This window comes from Mesorhizobium sp. B2-4-3, assembly GCF_006442815.1.
In the GTDB taxonomy this organism is placed as follows: Bacteria; Pseudomonadota; Alphaproteobacteria; order Rhizobiales; family Rhizobiaceae; genus Mesorhizobium.
On the sequence record NZ_VFVL01000002.1, the window covers coordinates 86,886 to 109,601 of the forward strand.

Genomic DNA, 22,716 nt, shown 5'->3' on the forward strand with positions numbered 1-22,716 from the left:
GATCCTTGCGAATGTGAAGCCTCCAGCTAAGCAGATATTCGTGGGATGCCCCACGAATATCTGCTTAGCTCTGTTGGTTTTCGCAGGTTCAGATCGCAAAACCGTGGGACACATTTGCGGAACCTGCTCAGGTTCGAAATTGACAAGGACGCGGGGATTTGTCGAGAGTGAACGGCCGATTGGCATAAGCGGGGCATCATGCTAGGCATTTTGACCAAGCGATAAAAAAATAACAGTGGGAACAGGCTGCATGGCGCAAGCCGCAATCGAGCTCATAGGCATCAACAAGAGCTTTGGCGCGGTGCGCGCCAACCGCGACATCAACCTGGAAGTGGCGCGCGGCACCATCCACGGCATTGTCGGCGAGAACGGCGCCGGCAAGTCGACGCTGATGTCGATCCTCTACGGCTTCTACCAGGCCGATAGCGGCGAGATCCGCGTCGGCGGCAAGCCGGTGTCGATCAGCACCTCCAACGACGCCATCGCGCTCGGCATCGGCATGGTGCACCAGCATTTCATGCTGGTCGACAATTTCACGGTGCTGGAGAACATCATCCTCGGCGCCGAAAGCGATGCGCTGTTGAAGAAAAGCATCGCCAAGGCGCGCTCGGAGCTTGACCGGCTGGAGCGCGAGTACGGCCTCGAGGTCGATCCCGACGCCGTCATCGAAGAGCTGCCGGTCGGCCTGCAGCAGCGTGTCGAAATTCTCAAGGCGCTCTATCGCGGCGCCGAGATCCTGATCCTCGACGAGCCGACGGGGGTGTTGACGCCGGCCGAGGCCGATCACCTCTTCCGCATCCTCAAGCAATTGAAGGACCAGGGCAAGACGATCGTGCTCATCACGCACAAGCTGCGCGAGATCATGGCGATCACCGACACGGTTTCGGTGATGCGCCAGGGCACGATGGTGGCAACGCGGGTGACGAAGGAAACCACGGTCGGCGAACTGGCCGAGCTGATGGTCGGCCGGCGGGTGTTGCTCAGGGTCGAGAAGGGCCAGTCGGAAGCCGGCGCGGTAAAACTCTCGGTCAAGAACCTGACGGTCAAGGATTCGCGCGGCGTCACCATGGTCGACAACGTCTCCTTCGACGTGCGCGGCGGCGAGATCGTCGGCATCGCCGGTGTTGCGGGCAACGGCCAATCCGAGCTTCTGGAGGCGATCTCCGGCATCCGGCATGCGGTGTCCGGCGAGGTGATGCTCGACGGCAAGCCGATCGACCTCACCGGCAAGGCCGATCCCGGCGAACTACGCGACCGCGGTCTCGCCCATGTGCCGGAAGACCGTCACCATGTCGGACTGGTGCTCGCCTTCGAGGAAAACGAGAACTCGATCCTCGGCTATCACGACGACGAGCGCTATTTGAAGGGGCCGTTCCTCGACATCGATGCCATCATGGCCGACGCCAAGGACAAGATCGAGAAATACGACATCCGTCCAGGCAATCCGCGCCTGAAGACGGCCAATTTCTCCGGCGGCAACCAGCAGAAGATCGTGCTGGCCAGGGAGATGGAGCAGGATCCCGGCGTGCTGATCGTCGGCCAGCCGACGCGCGGCGTCGATGTCGGCGCCATCGAATTCATCCACAAGCGGCTGATCGCCATGCGCGACCAGGGCAAGGCGGTGCTGGTGGTCTCGGTCGAGCTCGACGAGATCCGCTCGCTGTCCGACCGCATCCTGGTGATGTTTGCCGGCCGTGTCGTCGGCGAGCGTGGCCCGGACGCGACCGAAGGCGAGCTTGGGCTGTTGATGGCCGGCGTCGAGCACCAGGAGGCCGCCGAATGAGCACGCCTTACGCCAAATTGCCGGCCTGGGCCGATTATGGGTTGATTCCGTTGATCAACCTATCGGTCGCCTTCATCGTCGCCGGCTTCGTCGTCATGCTGGTCGGCGAAAACCCGTTCCGCGCCGCCGTCATCCTGGTCGAGGGCGCCTTCGGCAAGGGCACGGGCATCGCCTTCACACTGTTCTACGCCACGACCTTCATCTTCACCGGGCTGTCGGTGGCGGTGGCGGCGCATTGCAGCCTGTTCAACATCGGCACCGAGGGCCAGGCCTATATAGGCGGCCTGGGCATCGCGCTCGTGTGCCTGAGCCTCGACAGCGTGCTGCCCTGGTGGGTGATCTTTCCGATCGCGATCGTGGCCGCGGCGGCGTTCGGCGCGCTGTGGGGGCTGATCCCGGCCTATCTGCAGGCCAAGCGCGGCTCGCACATCGTCATCACCACCATCATGTTCAACTTCATCGCCGCCTCGGTGATGGTCTATCTCTTGGTCGGTGCGCTGAAGCCGGCCGGGTCGCAGGCGCCGCAGACGCGCAATTTCCTCGCCGGCGCCGAACTGCCGAAGCTCAACTGGGTCATCGAATTGTTCGGCGCCAAGATCCGTTCGGCGCCGCTCAACATCTGCTTCCTGCTGGCGCTGGTCATGGCCTTCCTGGTCTGGCTTTTGATCTGGCGCACGAGGCTCGGCTATGAGATGCGCACCTATGGCCACAGCCCGAAGGCGGCGCGCTACGCCGGCATTTCGGAAACCCGCATCATCATCACCGCGATGATGATCTCGGGCGCGCTGGCCGGCATGATGGCGCTCAACCCTGTCATGGGCGACCAGCACAATGTCGCGATCGATTTCGTGTCCGGCGCCGGCTATGTCGGCATCGCGGTCGCGCTGATGGGCCGGCTGCACCCTGTCGGCATCGTGCTGGCGGCGATCCTGTTCGGCATGCTCTACCAGGGCGGCGCAGAGCTTGCCTTCGAGATGCCGGCGATCAGCCGCGACATGATCGTCATCATCCAAGGGTTGGTCATCCTGTTCGCGGGCGCGCTGGAACACATGTTCAGGCCTTACATCCAGGCGCTGTTCGCCTCGGTCAGCCCGAAATCGGTCGGCATGCAGGCAGTGAACGGGAAGGGGGCCTGAGATGGACATGTTCAACGCCATCATCCAGGTGCTGGATTCGACCATCCGCCTTTCGGTGCCGCTGCTGCTCGCCTGCCTGGCCGGCCTTTATTCGGAACGGGCCGGCATCTTCGACATCGGGCTCGAAGGCAAGATGCTGGTCGGCGCCTTTGCCGGCGCTTCGGCGGCCGCCGTCTTCCATTCGGCGCTGATCGGCCTCGGCACGGCGGTGCTGATCTCGGTCGCTTTCGCCCTGGTGCACGGCTTCGCCTCGATCACGCATCGCGGCAACCAGATCGTGTCCGGCGTGGCCATCAACTTCATCGCCGCAGGATCGACCATCATCCTCGGCCAGGCCTGGTTCCAGCAGGGCGGGCGCACGCCGGCGCTGCAGCCGGGCGAACGCTTCGCAGCGATCACCTGGCCCGGCGCCGACGCGATCAAGGATGTGCCGATCATCGGCCCGATCTATGCCGAGCTGATCTCCGGCCACTCGATCCTGGTCTACTTCGCCTTCGCCATGGTGCCGTTCACCTGGTGGGTGCTGTTTCGCACCCGCTTCGGGCTGAGGATGCGCGCCGTCGGCGAAAATCCGGCCGCCGTCGACACCGCCGGTATCTCGGTCGCCTGGCTGCGCTACCGAGCGCTGATCTGCACCGGCGTGCTTACCGGCGTCGCCGGCGCCTATCTTTCCATGGTGCAGAATGGCGGCTTCGTGAAGGACATGACCGCGGGCAAGGGCTATATCGCGCTTGCCGCGCTGATCTTCGCCAAATGGAAGCCGGTCAACGCCATGTTCGCCTGCCTGCTGTTCGGTTTTCTCGATGCTGCGGCGATCCGCCTGCAGGGTTCACCGCTGCCGATCATCGGCAAGGTGCCGGTGCAGTTCATGCAGGCACTGCCCTATGTGCTGACCGTCATCCTGCTCGCCGGCTTCATCGGCAAGGCGATCCCGCCGCGCGCCGGCGGCGTGCCTTATGTCAAGGAACGCTGAGGCTGGATTTTCGTCCGGCGGCGACCGGCATTTGAACAAGATCGTGGGAGAGAAGAACCGGATGTCGCATGATCTGTTCGAAGCGGCGAAGACGGCGATGGCCAAGGCCTACGCGCCCTATTCGAAATTCCCGGTGGGTGCGGCGCTGCGCACCGACGACGGGCGCGTCTTCACCGGCGCCAACATCGAGGTAGCGTCCTATCCGGAAGGTTGGTGCGCCGAGACGACGGCGCTCGGCCACTACATAATGGGCGGCGGCGGCAGGATCGTCGAGATCGCGGTGATTGCCGAACGCATGGCCAGATGCTCGCCCTGCGGTGGCTGCCGGCAACGGCTGGCGGAATTCTGCCGGCCGGACACGAAGCTCTATCTGTGCGACAACGCCGGCGTGGCCGAGACCGTGACCATGGGCGACATGCTGCCTTACGGCTTCAGGGGCGACATCTTGAAATGAAGAGCGGGTTGAAATGAAGGAAGCGCTGGATCATCTGGTCGAGAAGCTGGACGGGCTGGCGCCCGCGGCCGCGCTTGTGCTGGGCTCGGGCCTTGGCGGTCTGGTCGACCAGGTCAAGGATGCCAGGCGCATCTCCTATGCCGAACTGCCGGGCTTCCCGCGCAGCGGTGTTTCCGGCCACGCCGGCGAGGTGGTTGCCGGGCATTTCGCCGGCACGCCGGTGCTGATGCTGTCCGGCCGCGCGCATTATTACGAGCATGGCAATGCCGCGGCGATGCGGCCGGCGCTGGAGGTGCTCGCCGGCATCGGCATCTCGCGCCTCATCCTCACCAACGCCGCCGGTTCGGTCGATCCTGACATGGGGCCGGGTTCGGTGATGCTGATCACCGACCACATCAATTTCTCCGGCTCCAACCCGCTGATCGGCGAGCCGAGCGACCGCCGCTTCGTCGGTCTCACCGAGGCTTACGATGCCGACTTGCGCGGCGCGATCGAGAAGGCGGCGAAGGCGACCGGCACGGCATTGCACCAGGGCGTCTATATGTGGTTTTCCGGACCCTGCTTCGAGACGCCGGCCGAGATCCGCATGGCGCGCGTCATGGGGGCGACGGCGGTCGGAATGTCGACCGTGCCGGAGGTCATCCTCGCCCGCTTCCTCGGCCTCAAGGTCGCCGCCTGCTCGGTGATCACCAACCTGGCGGCCGGCATGACCGGAGCGGAACTCTCGCACCAGGAAACCAAGGACATGGCGCCGGTCGGCGGCGCGCGGCTGGCGACGATCCTGCGGCGCGTCTTCCAGGACGGCTTGCCCGACTGATGCTGCCGCAGGAAATCATCCGCCGCAAGCGCGACGGCCACAGACTCTCGGCCGACGAGATCGCGGCCTTCATCGCGGGTCTGGCGGCCGGCACCATTTCCGAGGGCCAGGTCGGCGCTTTCGCGATGGCGGTTTTCCTCAACGGCATGAGCCGCGAGGAGGCGGTGGCGCTGACGCTCGCCATGCGCGATTCCGGCGACGTGCTCGACTGGTCCGACCTGCCGGGGCCGGTCACCGACAAGCATTCGACCGGCGGCGTCGGCGACAATGTCTCACTGATGCTGGCGCCGATCGTCGCGGCCTGCGGCGCCTATGTGCCGATGATCTCGGGCCGCGGCCTCGGCCACACCGGCGGCACGCTGGACAAGATGGATGCCATCCCCGGCTATGCCAGCCAGCCGGACGTGATGCTTTTCCGCAAGGCGGTGCTGGAAACGGGCTGCGCCATTATCGGCCAGACCGCCGATTTGGCACCTGCCGACCGCAGGCTCTACGCGATCCGCGACGTGACGGGGACCGTCGAATCGGTGCCGCTGATCACCGCCTCGATCCTGTCGAAGAAACTTGCCGCGGGCTTGGGCTCGCTGGTGCTCGACGTCAAGGTCGGCAACGGCGCCTTCATGGAAAAGTCGCGCGATGCGGTCGCGCTGGCGAACAGCCTGGTCGAGGTCGCCAATGGCGCCGGCCTGAATGCATCCGCGCTGGTGACGGGGATGAACGAGCCGCTGGCTTCGGCGGCCGGCAACGCGGTCGAGGTGCGAAATGCCGTCGATTTCCTCACCGGCCGTTATCGCGACCGGCGGCTGGAGGATGTGACGCTGGCGCTGGCAGCCGAGATGCTGCAGTCGGCGGGGCTCGTCTCGTCTCACCAGGACGGTATCAGGCGCGCCACAGAAGCGCTTGCCGGAGGCCGTGCGGCAGCCGTCTTCGCGCGAATGGTGTCCGTGCTTGGCGGTCCGGGCGATTTCATCGAGAACCCGGAAAAATATCTGCCGACGGCGCCGGTCGAACTGGCCGTGAAAGCGCAACAGGATGGGTTCGTGACCGGCATCGCCACGCGCGATGTAGGGCTTGCCGTCGTCACGCTCGGCGGAGGGCGTTCGCATCCCGACGACAAGATCGATCATGCCGTCGGTCTGACCAGGCTGTTGCCGGTCGGCGCCGAGCTGCGCTCGGGCGAGGCACTGGCGCTGGTGCATGCCCGCACCGACGCCCAGGCTGCGGCGGCCGCGGCCGCTGTGCGTGCCGCTTATACGATCGGGGGTTCCAAGCCGCCCGCCGAAAAGACCGTGCTCAGGCGGATATTGCCTCGATAGGGCAGTTCATCGTTTCGGGGAAACGATGAACTGCCCTATCTTTTGTTTTTGACGCAATTCCGGACGGAAAGGCTACGGCGAGATCGCCGAGCCTAACCGCTGCACACTTTTCCTGGAATTGCTTACGCGGCCTTACTGAACGAGCAGCAGCGAGCCGGCCTGGACCTGGTATTTCTGCAACCGCTGCAGGAAGCTCATGCCGATCAGGTTGGTCTGCAGCGCCCTGTCGTCGAGCACCATCGCCTGGACGTTGTCGACCGATATCTTGCCGATCTGCAGGCGGTCGACCGTCACCACGGCGGCCTTGATCGCCCCGTTGGCGGTGTTCACCTGGCGATTGAAGTCGGACGGGTTGAGCGAGATGCCGATCCTGCGGGCGGTCGAGGTGTTGATGGCGACCAGCGTCGCGCCGGTGTCGATCATGCCGTCGATCTGGCGGCCGTTGAGCTTGAACTGCGACATGAAGTGACCGCGCCCGTCGGCATTGACCAGCACCTGGCGGCCGAGCGGCATTGGCGTTGCCGGCTTGTCCGGGACCGAAGCGAGATTGACCTGCGACTGAGCCTCCGGCGCAGCCGGCTGCGAGGCAACGGTCGATTTCAACAGGCCGTCCACCAGATGCGGATTCGCCTGATAGACGATCGGAATCGAGGCTGAGGTTCCGGCAAAGATGCCAAGGATGAGAAGCTTGCGCAGCATGGATGCCCCTTAGATCGAGGTCGCATCCTTTACGCCGACATGGTGTTTTCCGCTTTAACGTGCGCTGGAACCGCGCGGTTTTGTAAACGCGTGGTAAACGGATGCGCTCATTTTGTCCCGTACATGCGGTCGCCGGCGTCGCCGAGGCCGGGCATGATGTAGCCCTTGTCGTTCAACTGGCGGTCTATCGAGGCGGTGAAGATCGGCACGTCCGGATGCGCCTTGGTGAAGCGCTCGATGCCTTCCGGGGCGGCAAGCAGGCAGAGGAAGCGGATGTTGGTGGCGCCGCGGCCCTTCAGCTTGTCGATCGCGGCGATCGCGGAATTGGCGGTCGCCAGCATCGGATCGACGACGATCACCAGGCGGTCGGCAAGATCGCTCGGCGCCTTGAAGAAATACTCGACCGCTTCCAGCGTCTCGTGGTCGCGGTAGAGGCCGATATGGGCGACGCGTGCCGCCGGCACCAGGTCGAGCAGGCCCTCGAGCAGGCCGTTGCCGGCCCGCAGCACCGAGGCGAAGACCAGCTTCTTGCCTTCCAGCGTCGGCGCTTCCATCTCCTCGATCGGCGTCTCGATCATGGTCGTGGTCAGCTCAAGGTTGCGGGTCACCTCGTAACCGAGCAGCAACGAGATCTCGCGCAGAAGCCGCCGGAAGCCGGCCGTCGAGGTCTCCTTCTTGCGCATAATGGTCAGCTTGTGCTGGACAAGGGGGTGGTCGACGACGGTGACGCCCTGCATGATGTGCTCCGACTGGTTCGCAGTGGGTGTTAGTCAGTAGTGAGTAGTGAATAGTGAGCCGATTTGCGAGTCCTCGCCCTGGGGAAAGCTCCTGCCTTCAACCGCTCTATGCGCGCTCGACCAAATCCATAACTACTGACTACCGACTACTCCCCTACTCACTCACCGCACCTTCGCGTCCAACCGGCCCAGCAGCATCGCCTTGGTCTTCTTGTCCACGAAGGCCGCCTCGATGGCCGTTCTGGTGATCCCGGCGAGCGCCTTGTCGTTGATGGCGAAATGCTCGGCGGCGATATCGTATTCGCGCTTCAGCGAGGTCCAGAAGTAGGGCGGGTCGTCGGAGTTGAGCGTCACCTTGCAGCCGGCGGCGCGCAGCGCTGGAAAGGGATGGTCGGCGAAGCTGTCGAACACTTTCAGCGCGATGTTGGAGCCCGGGCAGCATTCCAGCACCACGCCTTCGGCGGCGATGCGGCGGACCAGGTCCGGGTTTTCGATGGCGCGAACGCCGTGGCCGATGCGGGAAGGGCGGATATGGTCGAGGGCGGCCGCCACACTTTCCCAGCCCATCAGCTCGCCGGCATGGATGGTGATGCCGAGGCCGGCTTCGCGCGCGATCTCGACGGCGCGCACATAGTCCTCGAAATCGCCGATGCGCTCGTCGCCGGCGACGCCGAAACCGGTCACCAGCGGATGGCCGCAGCGCGCCGCGAAGCGCGCCGCCTGCTCGATCGCCTCGACCCCGACATGGCGCACGCCGGTGACGATCATGCGGCCCTCGATACCGGTCTTGGCCTTGGCGCGGGCCATGCCTTCGCCCAGCGCGTCCGTATAGGCTTTTGGCGACAGGCCGGCCTTTTTGGCATGGTCCGGCGAGGTGAAAACCTCGGAATAGATGGCGCCGTCGCGGGCGAGGCTGGTCAGGTAATAGTCGGCGAGGCGGGCATAATCCTCCTCCGTGCGAAACAGGTCTGAAGCGAAATCGTAAGCCGCGAGAAACGAGGTGAAGTCCTGCCAGACGAAGGAGCCGTCCCGGATGTAGGGCGAAGGGTCCTCGCCGTATTTGCGGGCCTGGTTGACGACGAGCTCCGGCGCCGCCGCCCCTTCGATGTGGCAATGCAGTTCGGCCTTCAAAATCATGCGGTCATCCCGTCCGATATGCTGCTCTCGCGCAGATTCTGGCCGGAAAATCATGCGTGACCTTTCCCTGCCGGGTTTTGAAGGCGCGGCCGAAAACCGCGCCCTGGACAATAGCGTCGGCACCATCGATCGGCTATGGTCCCGCCGGTTTTATGGCGGATCAAAATAATGTCAGTTGAGAGAACCACGGCCGCGGGCGGCATGGAAACCTCCTATGGTTTCAGGAAGGTCGGGGAAGGCGAGAAGCAGCCCCTCGTCAACGACGTCTTCCACAAGGTGGCCAATCGATACGACCTGATGAACGATCTGATGTCGGCCGGGTTGCATCGGTTGTGGAAGGACGCGATGGTCGCCTGGCTGAACCCTCCCAAAAAGGTGGGCTGGAAGGTGCTCGACGTTGCCGGCGGCACCGGCGATATCGCCTTCCGCATCGTCGAGGCCAGCCAGCGGCAGGCTCATGCCACGGTGCTCGACATCAACGGCTCGATGCTGGCCGTCGGCCGCGACCGCGCCGAGAAGCATGGCCTTGCGGCAAACACCAACTTTGTCGAGGCCAATGCCGAGGAATTGCCTTTCGAGGATGGCACCTTCGACGCCTACACGATCGCGTTCGGCATTCGCAACGTGCCGCGCATCGAAGTCGCCCTTGGTGAAGCCTATCGCGTGCTGAAGCGCGGCGGGCGGTTGCTCTGCCTCGAATTCTCCGAGGTCGATATGCCGCTGCTCGACAAGGTCTATGAGGCCTGGTCTTTCAATGCGATCCCCAAGATCGGCAAGGCGGTCACCGGCGAGGGCGAGCCCTATTCCTATCTTGTCGAATCCATCCGCAAATTCCCCAACCAGCAGAATTTCGCGGCGATGATTACCCGCGCCGGCTTCGACCGTGTCACGTTCCGCAACTATTCTGGCGGCATCGCCGCCCTTCATTCCGGCTGGAAGCTTTGAGGCGCGGCCCCTTGCAGCAGGCCCCTTTGACACAGGCCCCTTTGAAGCAGGCTGGCCTATGAGCAGCGTCGGCGCCGCCTTCAGGCTCGCCAGGGCCGGCTGGGTGCTGGTCCGCGAGGGTGTCGTCGCGGCGTTGCCGGGCGAAGAGCTCTCCGGCATGCCGAAATTCGGCTGGCGCGTGGCGCGGCTTTTTACCCGCCGCCGGGCGCTGAGCTATCAGCGCGGCGACAGGCTGGCGCGGGCGGTGGTGCGGCTCGGACCTTCCTACGTCAAGCTCGGCCAGTTCCTGGCGACGCGGCCCGATGTCGTCGGCAACGACATGGCGCTGGACCTCGCGCTGTTGCAGGACAAGATGCACACCTTCCCGAAGGCAGAGGCGGTTCACGCGATCGAAGCCTCGCTCGGGCGCAGGATAGACGATCTCTATGCCAGCTTCGGGAATCCCGTTGCCGCCGCTTCGATCGCGCAGGTGCACAGCGCCGACGTGGTCAGTGATGGAACGGCGTCGCGCGTGGCGGTGAAGGTGATCCGGCCCGGCGTGCGGCACCGCTTCTTCCAGGATCTCGAAAGCTATTTCCTCGCGGCCCACCTGCAGGAAAGATACATCCCTTCCTCGCGCCGGCTGCGACCGGTCGAGGTGACCCAGACGCTGGCGCAGACCACCAAGGTCGAGATGGACCTGAGGCTCGAGGCGGCCGCACTTTCCGAACTCGGCGAGAACACCAAGGACGATCCGGGTTTTCGCGTGCCGGCGGTCGACTGGGAGCGGACCGGCCGCGACGTGCTCACGATGGAGTGGATCGACGGCATCAAGATGAACGATCTCGCCGGCCTTGCCGACGCCGGCCACGACCTCAAGGCGATCGCCGCCAATCTCATCCAGTCGTTCCTGCGGCATACGCTGCGCGACGGCTTCTTCCACGCCGACATGCATCCGGGAAACCTGTTCGTCGAGGCGAACGGCACCATCGTGGCGGTCGACCTCGGCATTGCCGGCCGGCTCGGTAAGAAGGAGCGACGCTTCCTCGCCGAGATCCTCTACGGCTTCATCGTGCGCGACTACCAGCGCGTCGCCGAGGTGCATTTCGAGGCGGGCTACGTGCCGCGCCAGCACAATGTCTCGGCCTTCGCGCAGGCGATCCGCGCCATCGGCGAGCCGATCCATGGCCAGTCGGCCGAGACCATCTCCATGGCGAAGCTCTTGACGCTGCTGTTCGAGGTCACCGAGCTGTTCGACATGGCGGCGCGGCCGGAATTGATCCTGCTGCAAAAGACCATGGTCGTCGTCGAGGGCGTTGCCCGCACGCTCGATCCGGGCTTCAACATGTGGAAGACCGCCGAGCCGGTGGTCGGCGACTGGATCGCCGGCAATCTCGGTCCGCGCGGGCTGCTCGCCGACGCGCGCGACGGCGCCAAGGCGCTGTTGACGCTGGCACGGCAGGCGCCGGACCTCGCCGCCCGTACCGACCGGCTGTCGCGCGAGATCGACCTGATGGCCGAGAACGGCCTGCGCTTCGACGAAGCGACGGCCCGCGCCATCGGCAAGGCCGAAGCGCGCCACACCCGCTCCGGCCGCGTGGCGTTATGGGTGATCGCGCTGACCTTGATCTACATCGCGTGGAAATTGCTCTGACCGCCATGCGGCTTGCCGCCGATTGATTGCATTGCTATCATTGCAAGCGCTATCTGAAGCGAGTGCAATCACATGGCCAGCATCACGATCCGCAATCTGGATGACGAGGTCAAGGACCTGCTCCGGCAACTCGCGGCCGAGAACGGCTGCTCGATGGAGGAGCAGGCGCGGGCGATGATTCGCGCCGCGGTCGAAGGCCGGGCGGGGCAGTCCGACCGCATCGGCCAGATCGAGCAGACCCTGCGTGCGCTGACGGTTTCGAAGGAGCAGGCGAAGCCGGTTGTCGCCGCTGCCGGCAGACCAGTCCCGCGAGGCTCTCTCTCCGGCAAGCGCATCCTGCTCATCATTGGCGGCGGCATTGCCGCCTACAAGGCGCTCGACCTCATCCGGCGGCTGCGCGAGCGCGGCGCGTCGGTGCGGGTGGTGATGACGTCGGCCGCGCAGGAATTCGTCACCACGCTTTCGGTCGGCGCGCTTTCGGCCGACCATGTCTTCACCGCGCTGTTCGACCGCAAGGACGAGCACGATGTCGGCCATATAAGGCTGTCGCGCGAGGCCGATCTGCTGGTGGTGGCGCCGGCGACCGCGGACCTGATGGCGAAGCTCGCCAACGGTCATGCCAACGACCTTGCCTCGACGGTGCTTCTGGCCACCGACAAGAAGGTGCTGATGGCGCCGGCGATGAACCCGAAAATGTGGGCGCATGCTGCCACGCGCCGCAACCGGGCGACCTTGCTGAAGGACGGCATCGCCTTTGTCGGTCCCGCCAAGGGCGAGATGGCGGAAAGCAACGAAGCGGGCGAGGGCCGCATGGCCGAGCCGCTGGAGATCGTCGCTGCGATCGAGGCCATGCTCGACGAGAAGCCGAAGCCGCTTGCCGGGCGCAGGATCATCGTCACATCCGGGCCGACGCATGAGCCGATCGATCCGGTGCGCTACATCGCCAACCGGTCTTCCGGCAAGCAAGGTCATGCCATCGCGGCCGCGCTGGCAAAGCTCGGCGCCGATGTGCGGCTGGTTTCCGGTCCGGTTACCATCGCCGATCCGGCAGGCGTCGCGACCACGCATGTCGAAACAGCCGCGCAGATGAAGCAAGCGGTCGAGAGCCTGTTGCCAGCGGACGCCGCCGTGTTCGTCGCGGCGGTCGCCGACTGGCGCACGGCCAACGCCGCCGGCGAGAAGATCAAGAAGGTGGCTGGCGAGGGGCCGCCTTCGCTACAGATGGTCGAGAACCCCGACATCCTGGCCGGCATCGGCCATCATGCTCGACGGCCCGGACTTGTCGTCGGCTTCGCCGCCGAGACACAGGACCTCATCGCCAATGCCGAGGCCAAGCTCAAGAAAAAAGGCGCCGACTTCATCGTCGCCAACGACGTCTCGCATGAAAGCGGCATCGGTCCGTCCGGCGTGATGGGCGGCGACCGCAACAAGGTGCGCATCGTCTCCAGGACCGGTGTCGAGGAATGGCCGGAAATGGGCAAGGACGAGGTGGCGGCCCGGCTCGCCGCGCTGATTGCGGAGCGGCTGCAGACCGTCGTGGTCTGAGCGGAAAGCCCTGTTTCGGTCGTTGCCGTTGCCGGTATCAACCCGCCGCAAGTCGCGGCCGGTTCGCTGTGGAGAAGATCCTCAGCGCCGCCAGGCACCCGAACACGCCGAGCGGCACGAAGGCTAGGTACAGCCAGCCGGCGACGGAAGCGGCCGCTTCCCGGTTCAGCCCTTCGGAGAAGCCGCTGGCATTGGCGATGATGCCGGCAAGCGCGGCGCCGACGGCATAGCCGATGCGCTGCATGGTGGGCACCGCGGCCGAGGCGATGGTTTGCTCGTCCGGCGCCGCCGACGCCACGATGATGCGGGTCAGGAACGGCCAGGCGATACCGAAGCCGCCGCCCTGCAAAAGGGCGCAGAGCAGGATCAGCGGGATCGAGCCGGCAGGGATCGTGTAGGCGAAGCCGGCAATGCCGCATGCAATCATCAGCGCGCCGACGAGGATGATCGAGCGTTCGCGCTCCGGCGGGGCATTGGCGACGAGGATCGATAGGATCGACCATGAAATCGACTCGGCGGCGATGATGTAGCCGCTGGTGAGCAGAGGTATGTCGTGCAGCGTGGTCAGGAGCAGCGGCCCGTATATGCCGAAGGAACAGGTCGCCACCGAAAAGGCGGCGACCATGGTCATGCCGGTGCCGAGCGGCGCGCGCCATGAAAACAGATCTGACGGGAACAGGCGCGACCGGGGTCTCAGCCCATCGATCCGGACGAAGAGCGCCAGGCCGGTCAGGCCAAGGCAAAGCAGCAGCGACGAGCGCAGCAGGGCGATGTCGACGCCGGCGGTCGCGATCAGCACCACGCTGACGGCAAGACAGGCGAGCGCGCCATAGGGGAAGGGCGGCGCGGCATCGCCCGAAGCCTGTGGACGCGACGCGCCGGCGGTGTTGAGAACGGTGAGGCTGGCAAGCGCGACCGCGATGCCGCCCAGCGTGAAGATGCCGACCGCCCAGCGCCAGGACAGAAGCTCGACCATGATCGCCCCGATCATCGGGCCGCTGAAGGCGGCGATGCCCCAGATCGCCGACATCACGCCGAAAAGCTGCGGCCAGATGTTGCGCGGAAAGAGCCGCTCGACGGAGACGAAGGCAAGCGACACCAGCGCGCCGCCGCCGAGGCCTTCGATCAGCCGCCCGGCGAGGAACTGGGTCATCGAGGGCGCAACTGCGCTCACCAGCGCGCCGGCCGCGTAGAGGGTGGCGGCGATCGCCATGTTGCTGCGCAGGCTGACATAGCTGACGAGCCGTCCGGCCGCGGCGCCGGCGGTGATGGCGCCAAGCTCGTAGATCGCCAGCGACCAGCCGACCAGCTGCACGCCGTCCAGCTCGCCGACCATCGCCGGCATCACCGTCGCCACCATCGTCTCGTTGGTGGCGTAGAGCAGGATGCCGAGATTGATGAAGCAGAACCGCGCCAGATCGCCGCTCGCCCACAGCGCCCGCCAATCCACCCTGTTGCTGGCCACCTTGTTGCGGCTCGCTGCCGTCATGCCGATCTCCTGCCTGTTTGCGCACCTCATCCGCGTTGCGAACGAGGCGCTATCGGGTCGAGCATGACCGCCTCCGAGAACCGGATTCCACGTTCGGGATCATGCTCCAGATCCAGTTCGGCGGAGCTTGTAAAACCTCAAGCGCGCTTGGGCTCAAGAGGTTTTTTCACGTTCACGGAACGATGTTACGGCAGAAGGGGCCCCGGCCGGTCCCGGGTCGGCCAGTCAGTTTGCCGTGCACAGGAAGGTGAATGCACACGGGATAATGTTCCGGGAGATCAGTGAATGGGGTTCGGCTCGGTTTCGGATCTACGCCGGCAGCCGTCGATGACGGGGTGGACGGTCCACTGGTTTTCCGGATCCTGCTGGGCTGCGACGGTCAGCGGCGAGCCGGCCGAATTCACGGCCTCGCACCAGCGGGCAGAGCTGCCGTCCGGAACCGGAGATTCATTCCAACTGCCGTTCCAGGTGCCGATCTTCTGACAGTGCTTGATCGGATGGATCTCATTCCAGCCGTCGTGGGCGGAATCATAGACCCACGTCCCTTTGACGAACAGGATGTCGGCGCCTCGCCTAGTCGGATCATTGACGTGAAGGTCGCCGAGATTTTCGTCGGCATCGGTTGGATTGGCTGTGTCGAGAATCCCAACGATGCCCCCGACCAGGACAATTGCGGCCGCGATGACCGTCAGGATCGCACATGCGATCCAACCGAAGAAGGGAATGGCGCAAGCCACCACCGCCGCGGTGGCCACGGGGATCGCGGCGAGGCATGCGATCATCAGATCGTAGATGCCGGCTCCTTCGAATTCACAGTGAAGCACCGCGGTAGGGTCGTCGTTGGCCCACTGACGTGCCTCCAGTCCCTGCCAATCGAGGCCCGCGTTCTTGATCGCGGGCGTGTTGGCGATCAGCCGCCCGAACGGCGTGATCTTCTCGGCCTCGGCCTGCGGCGTGAATTCGAGGACGTTTCCCGGAACCAGATTGAGACTGTAGTCAGTGTCGAAGCGATCGAGACCGGACTTCTCCTGGGGCGGATCGATCTTGAGCAGCCAGCCGACTGCGCATTCGTCGCCGCCGAGGCAGATCAGCCGATCGTAGAGCCACCAGCGGCAGTATGCGAGGATGGCCGCGAGCGCGACCAGCATGACCGCCGGTCCGGCAACGACGCCGACCAGGATCAGCGGAAGCGCAACCACGGCGGCAGCAATGATCACCTGCGCATATTGCTTGCCGATATGATTTCCGACCGAAATGCATTTTGTGTAGTGCCGGTAAGCCATGGCGGTTCCTACCGTTCGACATAAAGCGTCACGCCGCCGGCAAGGCCGCGCGCCGAGAAGGCATGGACGTTGACCGCCTTGCGGCCGGTGAAGCCGGCAGGTGGCTCGATATTGACGGCGACGGAAATCTCTTCTCCGGGACCGAGCGCGGCTTGCGCCGGGTCGAAGGTGACAAGCCAACCGGCAGGGATGGGATGTGCCCGGCGGGTATGGCCGGCAGGCACTGCCGCTATGGTGCCGGGAAAGGTGCGCAGCGGCCGGCGGGAGGGCCTCGGGCGGGGCCGCTCGCCGCAGACCGGCAATTCAGGCAATGCATAGGTGTCAGCTTCAAGCCGAAACTCGGCCCTTTCCCGTTCGCCGTTGCGCAAACGGAATTCGAACTTTGCCGGGGAATGGGCGATGCCGACGGTGGTGTTGTCCTGCCCGAGGTTGTTGTTGGGGTTCACGTCGTCCAGCCAATCGAGCAGCACCTGGATGCAGTAATGACCCGGCTCGGCCGGCGTGCGCCACTTGACCGAAGCAAAGGCCGGATGATTTGCGCCGCCTTTGACTCCGAGATCGGTCTTTGTCTCGTCTATCCAGGTCGAGGTGGTTCCGATGCCGAAACTCAAATAGGAGAACTTCACTGGCAGGCCGACGACCGGCGCCTCGGTCGAGTTGTTCCAGATGCGCGCGACGACCTCATATTCGGTATCTGGCTCCAGCATATGCGGCGGTAGGGTGACGCCACCGCGCTTGATCTCGATATCCGGATTGTCCCAGGTGACGGCCAGGCCCTGGCCCATCAGATAATACTGAGCGTAGATCAAAGGGTCTGGCCGCTTGTAGGCGGGATCGCTGATCTTGACGCAGCGTTGCGGCCCGCTCCGATCGAGCCGGCTGGGAAGCTTGGCTCTTTCGCAGATCAACCTGATGAGCGCGCAAATCTGCCCGGCTATCCGGCGCAGATTGTCTGGCCAATGCCTGAAGGCGTCGACGATCGCCTTCAGAAATTCCAGTATTTTGGGGACCGGGGTCACGGCCTGTCTCGGGCCGTCAGCGTCGTTGCCGACGCATATAGAACCAGATCGCAGCGACTAGGAACGGAGCAAGGATCAAAAGAAGTTCGAAAGATCCTGAACCACCGTCAGGCGAAAAGCCGAATAACTTCTCGATGAAATCCACCACAGCCTCCCCGGCCTGCAACAAGAATTGCAGTCAACGATGTCTTTGCATCTGTTTGGAGGCTGCCCCTCTGCCGGCGATCACCACCAACACCTCGGCTTGATAACACAAGATAAGCAAAGCCGCCACACGCAATTGACATTCTCGCGAGTGCTTGTGTTTCCAACTGTGTTCGGGAGCTTCATATGTGCGAAGGCCGCGCCCTTCGTGGAAGGCGCGGCCCTGCGGAGTGCCGTGGTTCCGCGGCGGCTACTTGTAGGAGTGGACGAGATCCAGCGAGGCCACCGCGACGGCCAGGTTGAGGCCGGTCTGTGCTTGGACGCTGAGCGGCTCCAGCATGAAGGCGCCGTCAAGGCCGCCGACCAGGAGGTTGGCGCCGCCGCCCGTCACGACGCTCGCCTCGGCGTTGACGCCGTAATAGCTGCCGGCGAGATCGCCCGCATCATGGCTGCGGGTGGCGGCAAGCACCGCCCAGACGAGCTGACCCTGATGCGTCTTGCCGACGTCGACGCCGAGCTTGGAGATCATGCCGGTATAAATCTCGGCCGGGCCGTGATGGGAGGGGCGGAAGACGCAGGAGACGCCCTTGTTCGACGTGATGACGTAGCCGACGCCGCCGTCGATGGTGCAATCGAGCGTGCCGAGCCGGAGCGTGCCGGCGCTGACCGGGAAAGCGAGGACCGTGGCGGCAAGCGCGGCAGCGGCACAGGCAAGGGATTTGATCATTGGAAAGGTCCTTTCGCGAAAATCTTGGCCCCGGCTTAAACGATCGAGGTGCACGGAGCGTTCCGCCGAAAACTTGGCGCGAACATGGCGAGGGTTAACGCATTGCCCCGGGCGGTTAACGGATCGCTATCGGTGTCTCCGCAGCGCAACATCGCGGCCGCCGACGGCGACCGGGAACGGCGCCCAAGCGTCGTGCAATAGACCTTCCGGCGCCAGCTTCCGATCAGCTCGCGTTGCCGCCGGTGCGCGACAGGCCGTCCTTGGCCGGCTGGTAGTTCGGGTTGAGGTGGATAGCCTCGCGGTAGGACTTGGCGGCCCTTCCCTTGTCGCCGCGCTTTTCGTAGATCAGCGCCTGGTTGGCCCAGGCCTCGGCGTTCTTGCCGTCGAGCTTGATGGCCATGTTGAAGTCGGAGAAGGCGTTGTCCTCGTCACCCGTCGCCAGGTAGGAGAGGCCACGGCCGTTGTAGGGCTCGGCGGCGTCCGGTGCCAGCGAGATGGCGGTCGAGAAATCCTCGATGGCGAATTTGTGCTGGCCCTGGCTCTGATAGATCAGGCCGCGATTGTGGTAGGCGCGGGCATCGGTGGTGTCGAGCTGGATCGCCTTCTGGAAGTCGTTGAAGGCATCCTGGGTGCGGCCTGCCTTGCGGTAGAGATTGCCGCGGCCGATATAGGCTGCGTCGTAGTTGGCGTTGATCTGGATCGAGCGGTTGTAGTCGGCTAAAGCGGCTTCCTGATTGCCGAGGAAGCGCTGGATCAGCGCGCGGTTCGAATAGGCCTGGTAGAAGTTCGGGTTGAGCTGGATCGCCTGGTTGAAGTCCTTGAGCGCCGCCTGGTACTGGCCGCCGCGGCCGTAGGCGGAGCCACGCACATTATAGCCCTCGGGATCCTGCGGATTTCGCTGGATGACCGCCGAAAGCGAGGAGATGTTCTCGCTCGACCCTTGCGCCTTGTCGATCGAGTTGAACTCACCCGTCGGGGTCGTCTGGCATGCTGCAAGCGTCAGACCCGAAAGCAGGGCCGCCGTCAGGGCGAAGCCGCGAAAAGCGGTTTTGCGCTCCACGGAAATTGCGTTCATCTTTGTCCTCACTGCCGCAGCGCCGTCAGTCCGTTCCCTCTCCGAACCGGCTCCTATGCATAAATAAAAAGGTGGCGGCGATTCCGCATCGCGCCACCCTCGGTATCCTTCGAAAAGGACGAAAAATAGGCGTTATGAGCGCGGCGGGCGCGATGCGCCGGCAGCACCAGCCGGAGCCGGGCGCGGGGTCATCGGCAGCAGGCCTTCGCGCTGGGCGCGCTTGCGGGCCAGCTTGCGGGCGCGGCGCACGGCCTCGGCCTTCTCGCGGGCACGCTTCTCGGACGGCTTCTCGTAGTGACCGCGCATCTTCATTTCGCGGAAAATACCTTCGCGCTGCATTTTCTTCTTCAGCGCGCGAAGCGCCTGATCAACGTTGTTGTCGCGGACGAGTACCTGCACGGGCAATCCTGTCTTCGGGTTTGATCGATAGGCATACAGCCATAGCCGCCATGCCTCCGCGGCGGGTTGCACCGCGAATTGTGGGCGGCTGATAGCAGAATCATGCCGCCCTGTCCACCGCTGATTGCAGGAAACCGCGATCAAAATCCCGCGTGTCCCGGCGTGACGGCCGAAGCACTATGCGGTCGCCAGATGCAGGCGGGCGAAATCCTCGAAAAACTCGCCGTAATCGCAGGTGATTTCCTCGCCGGCGGCGATGTCGCGAATGGCGGTGGCGCCGCCATATTGCGAGAAATCGGTGTTCGGCCGCTCGGAATGGTTCATGAAGCGGCCATTGTCGACCTCATAGACCATGAAGCCGGGCTTGTCCGGACTCGGATAGGCGTAGCGGTCGAGCAGTTCCTTGAGATGCGGGGGTGCCGCCTCGTATTCCTCCATCGGGACCAGCCGGTCGAAATCGGGATCGAGCCGCCAGATCGAGGCGCCTTTGCGGATCGGTTCGGCGGCGAAAACGCCGACGCCTTCGATGGCGCTCTGGGCGACATAGGTTCTGATCAGCAGCATCGTTCCGGTCCGTTTTTCGACGGGAACCGAAAATCGTCAAAACAGACCGGAATGCAAGGGTACAGCCGCAAGATTTTAGCGGATGAGCAATGTCTGCCGTCCGCCAAACGGATCACGTCCGGTTGATTGACACGCCGCCATCGGCAAACAGCGCGGTTCCGGTGGTGAAACTCGACGCATCCGAGGCGAGATAAAGCGCCGAGCGGGCAATCTCTTCCGGTTGCGCCATGCGCTTCAAGGCATGGATGCCTTCGACGAAGGCGCGGGCCTCCGGCGTCGTGGTCGTGGCGCCGGGCGTGTCGGTGCCGCCGGGCAGCAGCGCGTTGACGCGCAGACCTTTTGGACCGTATTCGGCGGCCAGCACCTGCGTCAGGCCGATCAGTCCGGCCTTGGCAGCGGCATAGGCCGCCATGCCAGGCATGCCGGCGGTGTAGGCGACGAAGCTCGAGGTGAAGATCAGCGAGCCGCCGCCGCGTTGCAGCATGGCCGGGATCTGGTGCCTTGCGGCGAGGTAGGCGCTGGTCAGGTTGGTGTCCATCGTCTCCTGCCAAGTGGCCGGCGCCATGTCGGTCACCGGTCCCATCACGCCGACGGCGCCGGCATTGTTGAAGGCGATGTCGAGGCCGCCGAACCTTTCGACCGCGAGTTCGACGAGCGCCTTCGCGTAGGCCTCGTCCCTCACATCGCCGGCAAGCTTAACCGCTGCGCCGCCGGCATCCTCGATCTCGCCGACGAGCGCGTCGAGTTCGGCCTGGCGGCGCGCCGCGACGACGAGGCTGGGCCCTGGTCGGCGAACAGCCTGGCTGTGGCGCGGCCGATACCGGAGCTGGCGCCCGTCACGATGGCGACCTTATCTGTGAGTGCGAACATTCTCGTCATCCTTCCTTTGTGCCGAGCTTGCCGGCGGTTGGATGTGAGGTCGCAAATCGGGATGGCCGCGGCCACCCGAAACCGGCAAAGACCGCGGTTGGTCTATTGCCGCAACAGCCAACCCAGTCGGTCCCACGACAAGGCGTAGCTGAGGGCAATCAGCAGCGCCATGACGATGCCGGCGGCCGCGTGACCGGCCAGATAGAATCCAGCGGCGCCGCCGAACAGCATGACAAGTTCCAGCATCAGCCTGACGGCGCCCGGCACCGGCACCGGCGCGCGGCCTGACCGGCTCGGATCATTGAGCACGGCGAAGGTGCTCCACAGCACAGCAGCGATAAGCGGCAAGGCCAGGGCGAGGACCCAGCGCCACCATACGTCGGAAAGACTCCAGCCCGCGATGCCGAGGCCAAGCAAAGCTGCAAGTTCCAGCAGGAAGCGTAACGTCAGATTCCACCAGGCGTTGCCCATATCCATCCTCCAGGTCTCACGATAGTCGGGTATGGCCGAAGGCGGCCGTGGCTGCCAGCCCGGATGCGTCTTTTTCGCCACGGCGCAAAACGGCAAGCGCCGTCGCAAACAGCGCAAGGATGACAGCGCGGTTTCGCTAGTGATACACCTCGCGCGCCGAGGCGGGGATGCCCGGCCGCAAATCCGCGAAAGCTACTGGCGCGAGGCCTGAAACGTGAAGAAATACTCGGTATTCGCCATTGCCCGCGAGGCCATGCGCGGCCACAAGGGCTGGGAAGAGCAGTGGACGTCGCCCGAGCCGAAGAAGGAATACGACGTCATCATCGTCGGCGCCGGCGGACACGGCCTGGCGACGGCCTATTATCTGGCAAGCGAGCACGGCATCACCAACGTCGCGGTGCTGGAAAAGGGTTGGCTCGGCGGCGGCAACACCGGCCGCAACACCACCATCATCCGCTCCAACTATCTCTATGACGAAAGCGCCGGCATCTACGACCATGCGCTGAAGCTGTGGGATGGGCTGAGCCAGGAGCTCAACTACAACGTCATGTATTCGCCACGCGGCGTCATGATGCTGGCGCACAATGTGCATGACGTCCAGGTGTTCAAGCGCCATATCCATGCCAACCGGCTCAACGGCATCGACAATGAATGGCTGATACCGGAGCAGGCGAAGGAATTCTGTCCGCCGCTCAACATCTCCAGGGACGCGCGCTATCCGGTGATGGGCGCCGCGCTGCAGCGGCGCGGCGGCACGGCGCGCCACGACGCGGTCGCCTGGGGCTATGCGCGGGGCGCCTCGGCGCGCGGCGTGCACATCATCCAGAATTGCGAGGTCACCGGCATCAAACGCGCGGCCAACGGCGCGGTCAGCGGCGTGGAGACGACGCGCGGCTTCATCGGCGCCAAGAAGGTCGGCGTGGTCGCGGCCGGTCATTCGTCGGTCATCATGAACATGGCGGGCGTGCGCATGCCGCTCGAAAGCTATCCGCTGCAGGCGCTGGTGTCGGAGCCGATCAAGCCGGTCGTGCCCTGCGTGGTGATGTCGAACACGGTGCACGCCTATATCTCGCAGTCGGACAAGGGCGAGCTGGTGATCGGCGCCGGCACCGACCAGTATGTCTCCTATTCGCAGACCGGCGGCCTGCACATATTGCAGCATACGCTCGACGCCATCTGCGAGATGTTCCCGATCTTCACCCGCATGAAGATGCTGCGCTCCTGGGGCGGCATCGTCGACGTGACGCCCGACCGCTCGCCGATCCTGGCGAAGACGCCGGTCAAGGGCCTCTATGTCAATTGCGGCTGGGGCACCGGCGGCTTCAAGGCGACGCCCGGCTCGGGCAACGTGTTTGCGCATACGATCGCCAAGGATGACCCGCATCCGATCAACGCGCCCTTCACACTCGAGCGCTTCCGCACGGGACGCCTCATCGACGAGGCCGCTGCGGCCGCGGTGGCGCACTGATCCATCGACTACGGCGAATTGTAGGAACAAAC

The 22,716-nt window shown here is 64.6% G+C and carries 21 protein-coding genes and 1 pseudogene; 10 read left to right on the forward strand and 12 right to left on the reverse strand.

The features are described from left to right. The first annotated feature begins 250 nt into the window (after positions 1-250). The 6 genes from FJ956_RS02745 (at position 251) to deoA (ending at position 6,479) form a co-directional block, all read left to right on the forward strand. Positions 251-1,783, forward strand: a complete 1,533-nt coding sequence (locus tag FJ956_RS02745; RefSeq protein ID WP_140673568.1) for an ABC transporter ATP-binding protein — start codon at positions 251-253, stop codon at positions 1,781-1,783. Further along, entirely contained in the window at positions 1,780-2,919 is a 1,140-nt protein-coding gene (locus tag FJ956_RS02750; protein ID WP_140673570.1) for an ABC transporter permease, read from the forward strand. Before FJ956_RS02745 ends, FJ956_RS02750 begins: the two co-directional genes overlap by 4 nt. A 1-nt stretch (position 2,920) precedes the next feature. After that, complete coding sequence (locus tag FJ956_RS02755; protein WP_140673572.1) at positions 2,921-3,892, forward strand: ABC transporter permease; 972 nt, start codon at positions 2,921-2,923, stop codon at positions 3,890-3,892. A 61-nt stretch (positions 3,893-3,953) separates the two neighbouring features. Further along, complete coding sequence (cdd, locus tag FJ956_RS02760) at positions 3,954-4,346, forward strand: cytidine deaminase (RefSeq protein WP_140673574.1); 393 nt, start codon at positions 3,954-3,956, stop codon at positions 4,344-4,346. Between the two features lie 13 nt (positions 4,347-4,359). After that, positions 4,360-5,163 (forward strand): purine-nucleoside phosphorylase, encoded by an 804-nt coding sequence (locus FJ956_RS02765; protein ID WP_140673576.1) that lies wholly within the window; start codon positions 4,360-4,362, stop codon positions 5,161-5,163. Further along, a complete protein-coding gene (gene deoA, locus FJ956_RS02770; protein WP_140673578.1) occupies positions 5,163-6,479 on the forward strand; it encodes a thymidine phosphorylase in 1,317 nt (438 codons plus the stop codon). Before FJ956_RS02765 ends, deoA begins: the two co-directional genes overlap by 1 nt. Positions 6,480-6,611: 132 nt before the next feature. On the opposite strand, the gene FJ956_RS02775 is transcribed toward deoA, so the two are convergent. The 3 genes from FJ956_RS02775 to FJ956_RS02785 all read right to left on the reverse strand — a co-directional run bounded on the left by FJ956_RS02775 (position 6,612) and on the right by FJ956_RS02785 (position 9,052). Continuing rightward, on the reverse strand, positions 6,612-7,178 hold the full coding sequence (locus FJ956_RS02775; RefSeq protein WP_140673580.1) for a TIGR02281 family clan AA aspartic protease: 567 nt from the start codon (positions 7,176-7,178) through the stop codon (positions 6,612-6,614). Between the two features lie 107 nt (positions 7,179-7,285). Further along, complete coding sequence (gene upp, locus FJ956_RS02780) at positions 7,286-7,915, reverse strand: uracil phosphoribosyltransferase (RefSeq protein WP_027165262.1); 630 nt, start codon at positions 7,913-7,915, stop codon at positions 7,286-7,288. 162 nt (positions 7,916-8,077) lie between these two features. Then, on the reverse strand, positions 8,078-9,052 hold the full coding sequence (locus FJ956_RS02785; protein WP_140673582.1) for an adenosine deaminase: 975 nt from the start codon (positions 9,050-9,052) through the stop codon (positions 8,078-8,080). Between the two features lie 168 nt (positions 9,053-9,220). Here FJ956_RS02785 and ubiE point away from each other — a divergent pair, with 168 nt between their 5' ends. The 3 genes from ubiE (at position 9,221) to coaBC (ending at position 13,175) form a co-directional block, all read left to right on the forward strand. Continuing rightward, positions 9,221-9,997 (forward strand): bifunctional demethylmenaquinone methyltransferase/2-methoxy-6-polyprenyl-1,4-benzoquinol methylase UbiE, encoded by a 777-nt coding sequence (ubiE, locus tag FJ956_RS02790; RefSeq protein WP_140673584.1) that lies wholly within the window; start codon positions 9,221-9,223, stop codon positions 9,995-9,997. A 58-nt stretch (positions 9,998-10,055) separates the two neighbouring features. Beyond that, positions 10,056-11,630 (forward strand): 2-polyprenylphenol 6-hydroxylase, encoded by a 1,575-nt coding sequence (gene ubiB / locus FJ956_RS02795; RefSeq protein WP_140673586.1) that lies wholly within the window; start codon positions 10,056-10,058, stop codon positions 11,628-11,630. Between the two features lie 72 nt (positions 11,631-11,702). Next, positions 11,703-13,175, forward strand: coding sequence for a bifunctional phosphopantothenoylcysteine decarboxylase/phosphopantothenate--cysteine ligase CoaBC (gene coaBC / locus FJ956_RS02800; RefSeq protein ID WP_210241573.1), 1,473 nt, complete (start codon positions 11,703-11,705; stop codon positions 13,173-13,175). A 37-nt stretch (positions 13,176-13,212) separates the two neighbouring features. Here the strand turns inward: coaBC and FJ956_RS02805 are convergent, their stop codons facing one another. From FJ956_RS02805 to FJ956_RS02845, 9 genes and pseudogenes are all read right to left on the reverse strand, one after another. Then, on the reverse strand, positions 13,213-14,664 hold the full coding sequence (locus tag FJ956_RS02805) for an MFS transporter (RefSeq protein ID WP_140673588.1): 1,452 nt from the start codon (positions 14,662-14,664) through the stop codon (positions 13,213-13,215). 278 nt (positions 14,665-14,942) lie between these two features. Continuing rightward, positions 14,943-15,812 (reverse strand): hypothetical protein, encoded by an 870-nt coding sequence (locus FJ956_RS02810; RefSeq protein WP_140673590.1) that lies wholly within the window; start codon positions 15,810-15,812, stop codon positions 14,943-14,945. A 143-nt stretch (positions 15,813-15,955) separates the two neighbouring features. Beyond that, positions 15,956-16,966, reverse strand: a complete 1,011-nt coding sequence (locus FJ956_RS02815) for a hypothetical protein (RefSeq protein WP_140673592.1) — start codon at positions 16,964-16,966, stop codon at positions 15,956-15,958. A gap of 394 nt (positions 16,967-17,360) precedes the next feature. Next, the gene (locus FJ956_RS02820) at positions 17,361-17,837 is read right to left on the reverse strand and encodes a DUF992 domain-containing protein (RefSeq protein ID WP_140673594.1); all 477 of its coding nucleotides are present in this window, start codon (positions 17,835-17,837) and stop codon (positions 17,361-17,363) included. Between the two features lie 223 nt (positions 17,838-18,060). Further along, complete coding sequence (locus tag FJ956_RS02825) at positions 18,061-18,912, reverse strand: tetratricopeptide repeat protein (RefSeq protein ID WP_140673596.1); 852 nt, start codon at positions 18,910-18,912, stop codon at positions 18,061-18,063. A gap of 132 nt (positions 18,913-19,044) precedes the next feature. Further along, positions 19,045-19,311, reverse strand: a complete 267-nt coding sequence (gene rpsU, locus FJ956_RS02830) for a 30S ribosomal protein S21 (RefSeq protein ID WP_140673838.1) — start codon at positions 19,309-19,311, stop codon at positions 19,045-19,047. A 177-nt stretch (positions 19,312-19,488) separates the two neighbouring features. Further along, entirely contained in the window at positions 19,489-19,875 is a 387-nt protein-coding gene (locus FJ956_RS02835) for an SET domain-containing protein-lysine N-methyltransferase (protein ID WP_140673598.1), read from the reverse strand. Between the two features lie 112 nt (positions 19,876-19,987). Beyond that, positions 19,988-20,745, reverse strand: a pseudogene (locus FJ956_RS02840) (SDR family oxidoreductase). A gap of 102 nt (positions 20,746-20,847) precedes the next feature. Next, entirely contained in the window at positions 20,848-21,216 is a 369-nt protein-coding gene (locus FJ956_RS02845; RefSeq protein ID WP_140673600.1) for a DUF2568 domain-containing protein, read from the reverse strand. A 214-nt stretch (positions 21,217-21,430) separates the two neighbouring features. Between FJ956_RS02845 and FJ956_RS02850 the strand changes: the two genes are divergently transcribed. After that, complete coding sequence (locus FJ956_RS02850; RefSeq protein ID WP_140673602.1) at positions 21,431-22,684, forward strand: sarcosine oxidase subunit beta; 1,254 nt, start codon at positions 21,431-21,433, stop codon at positions 22,682-22,684. Positions 22,685-22,716 lie beyond the last annotated feature (32 nt).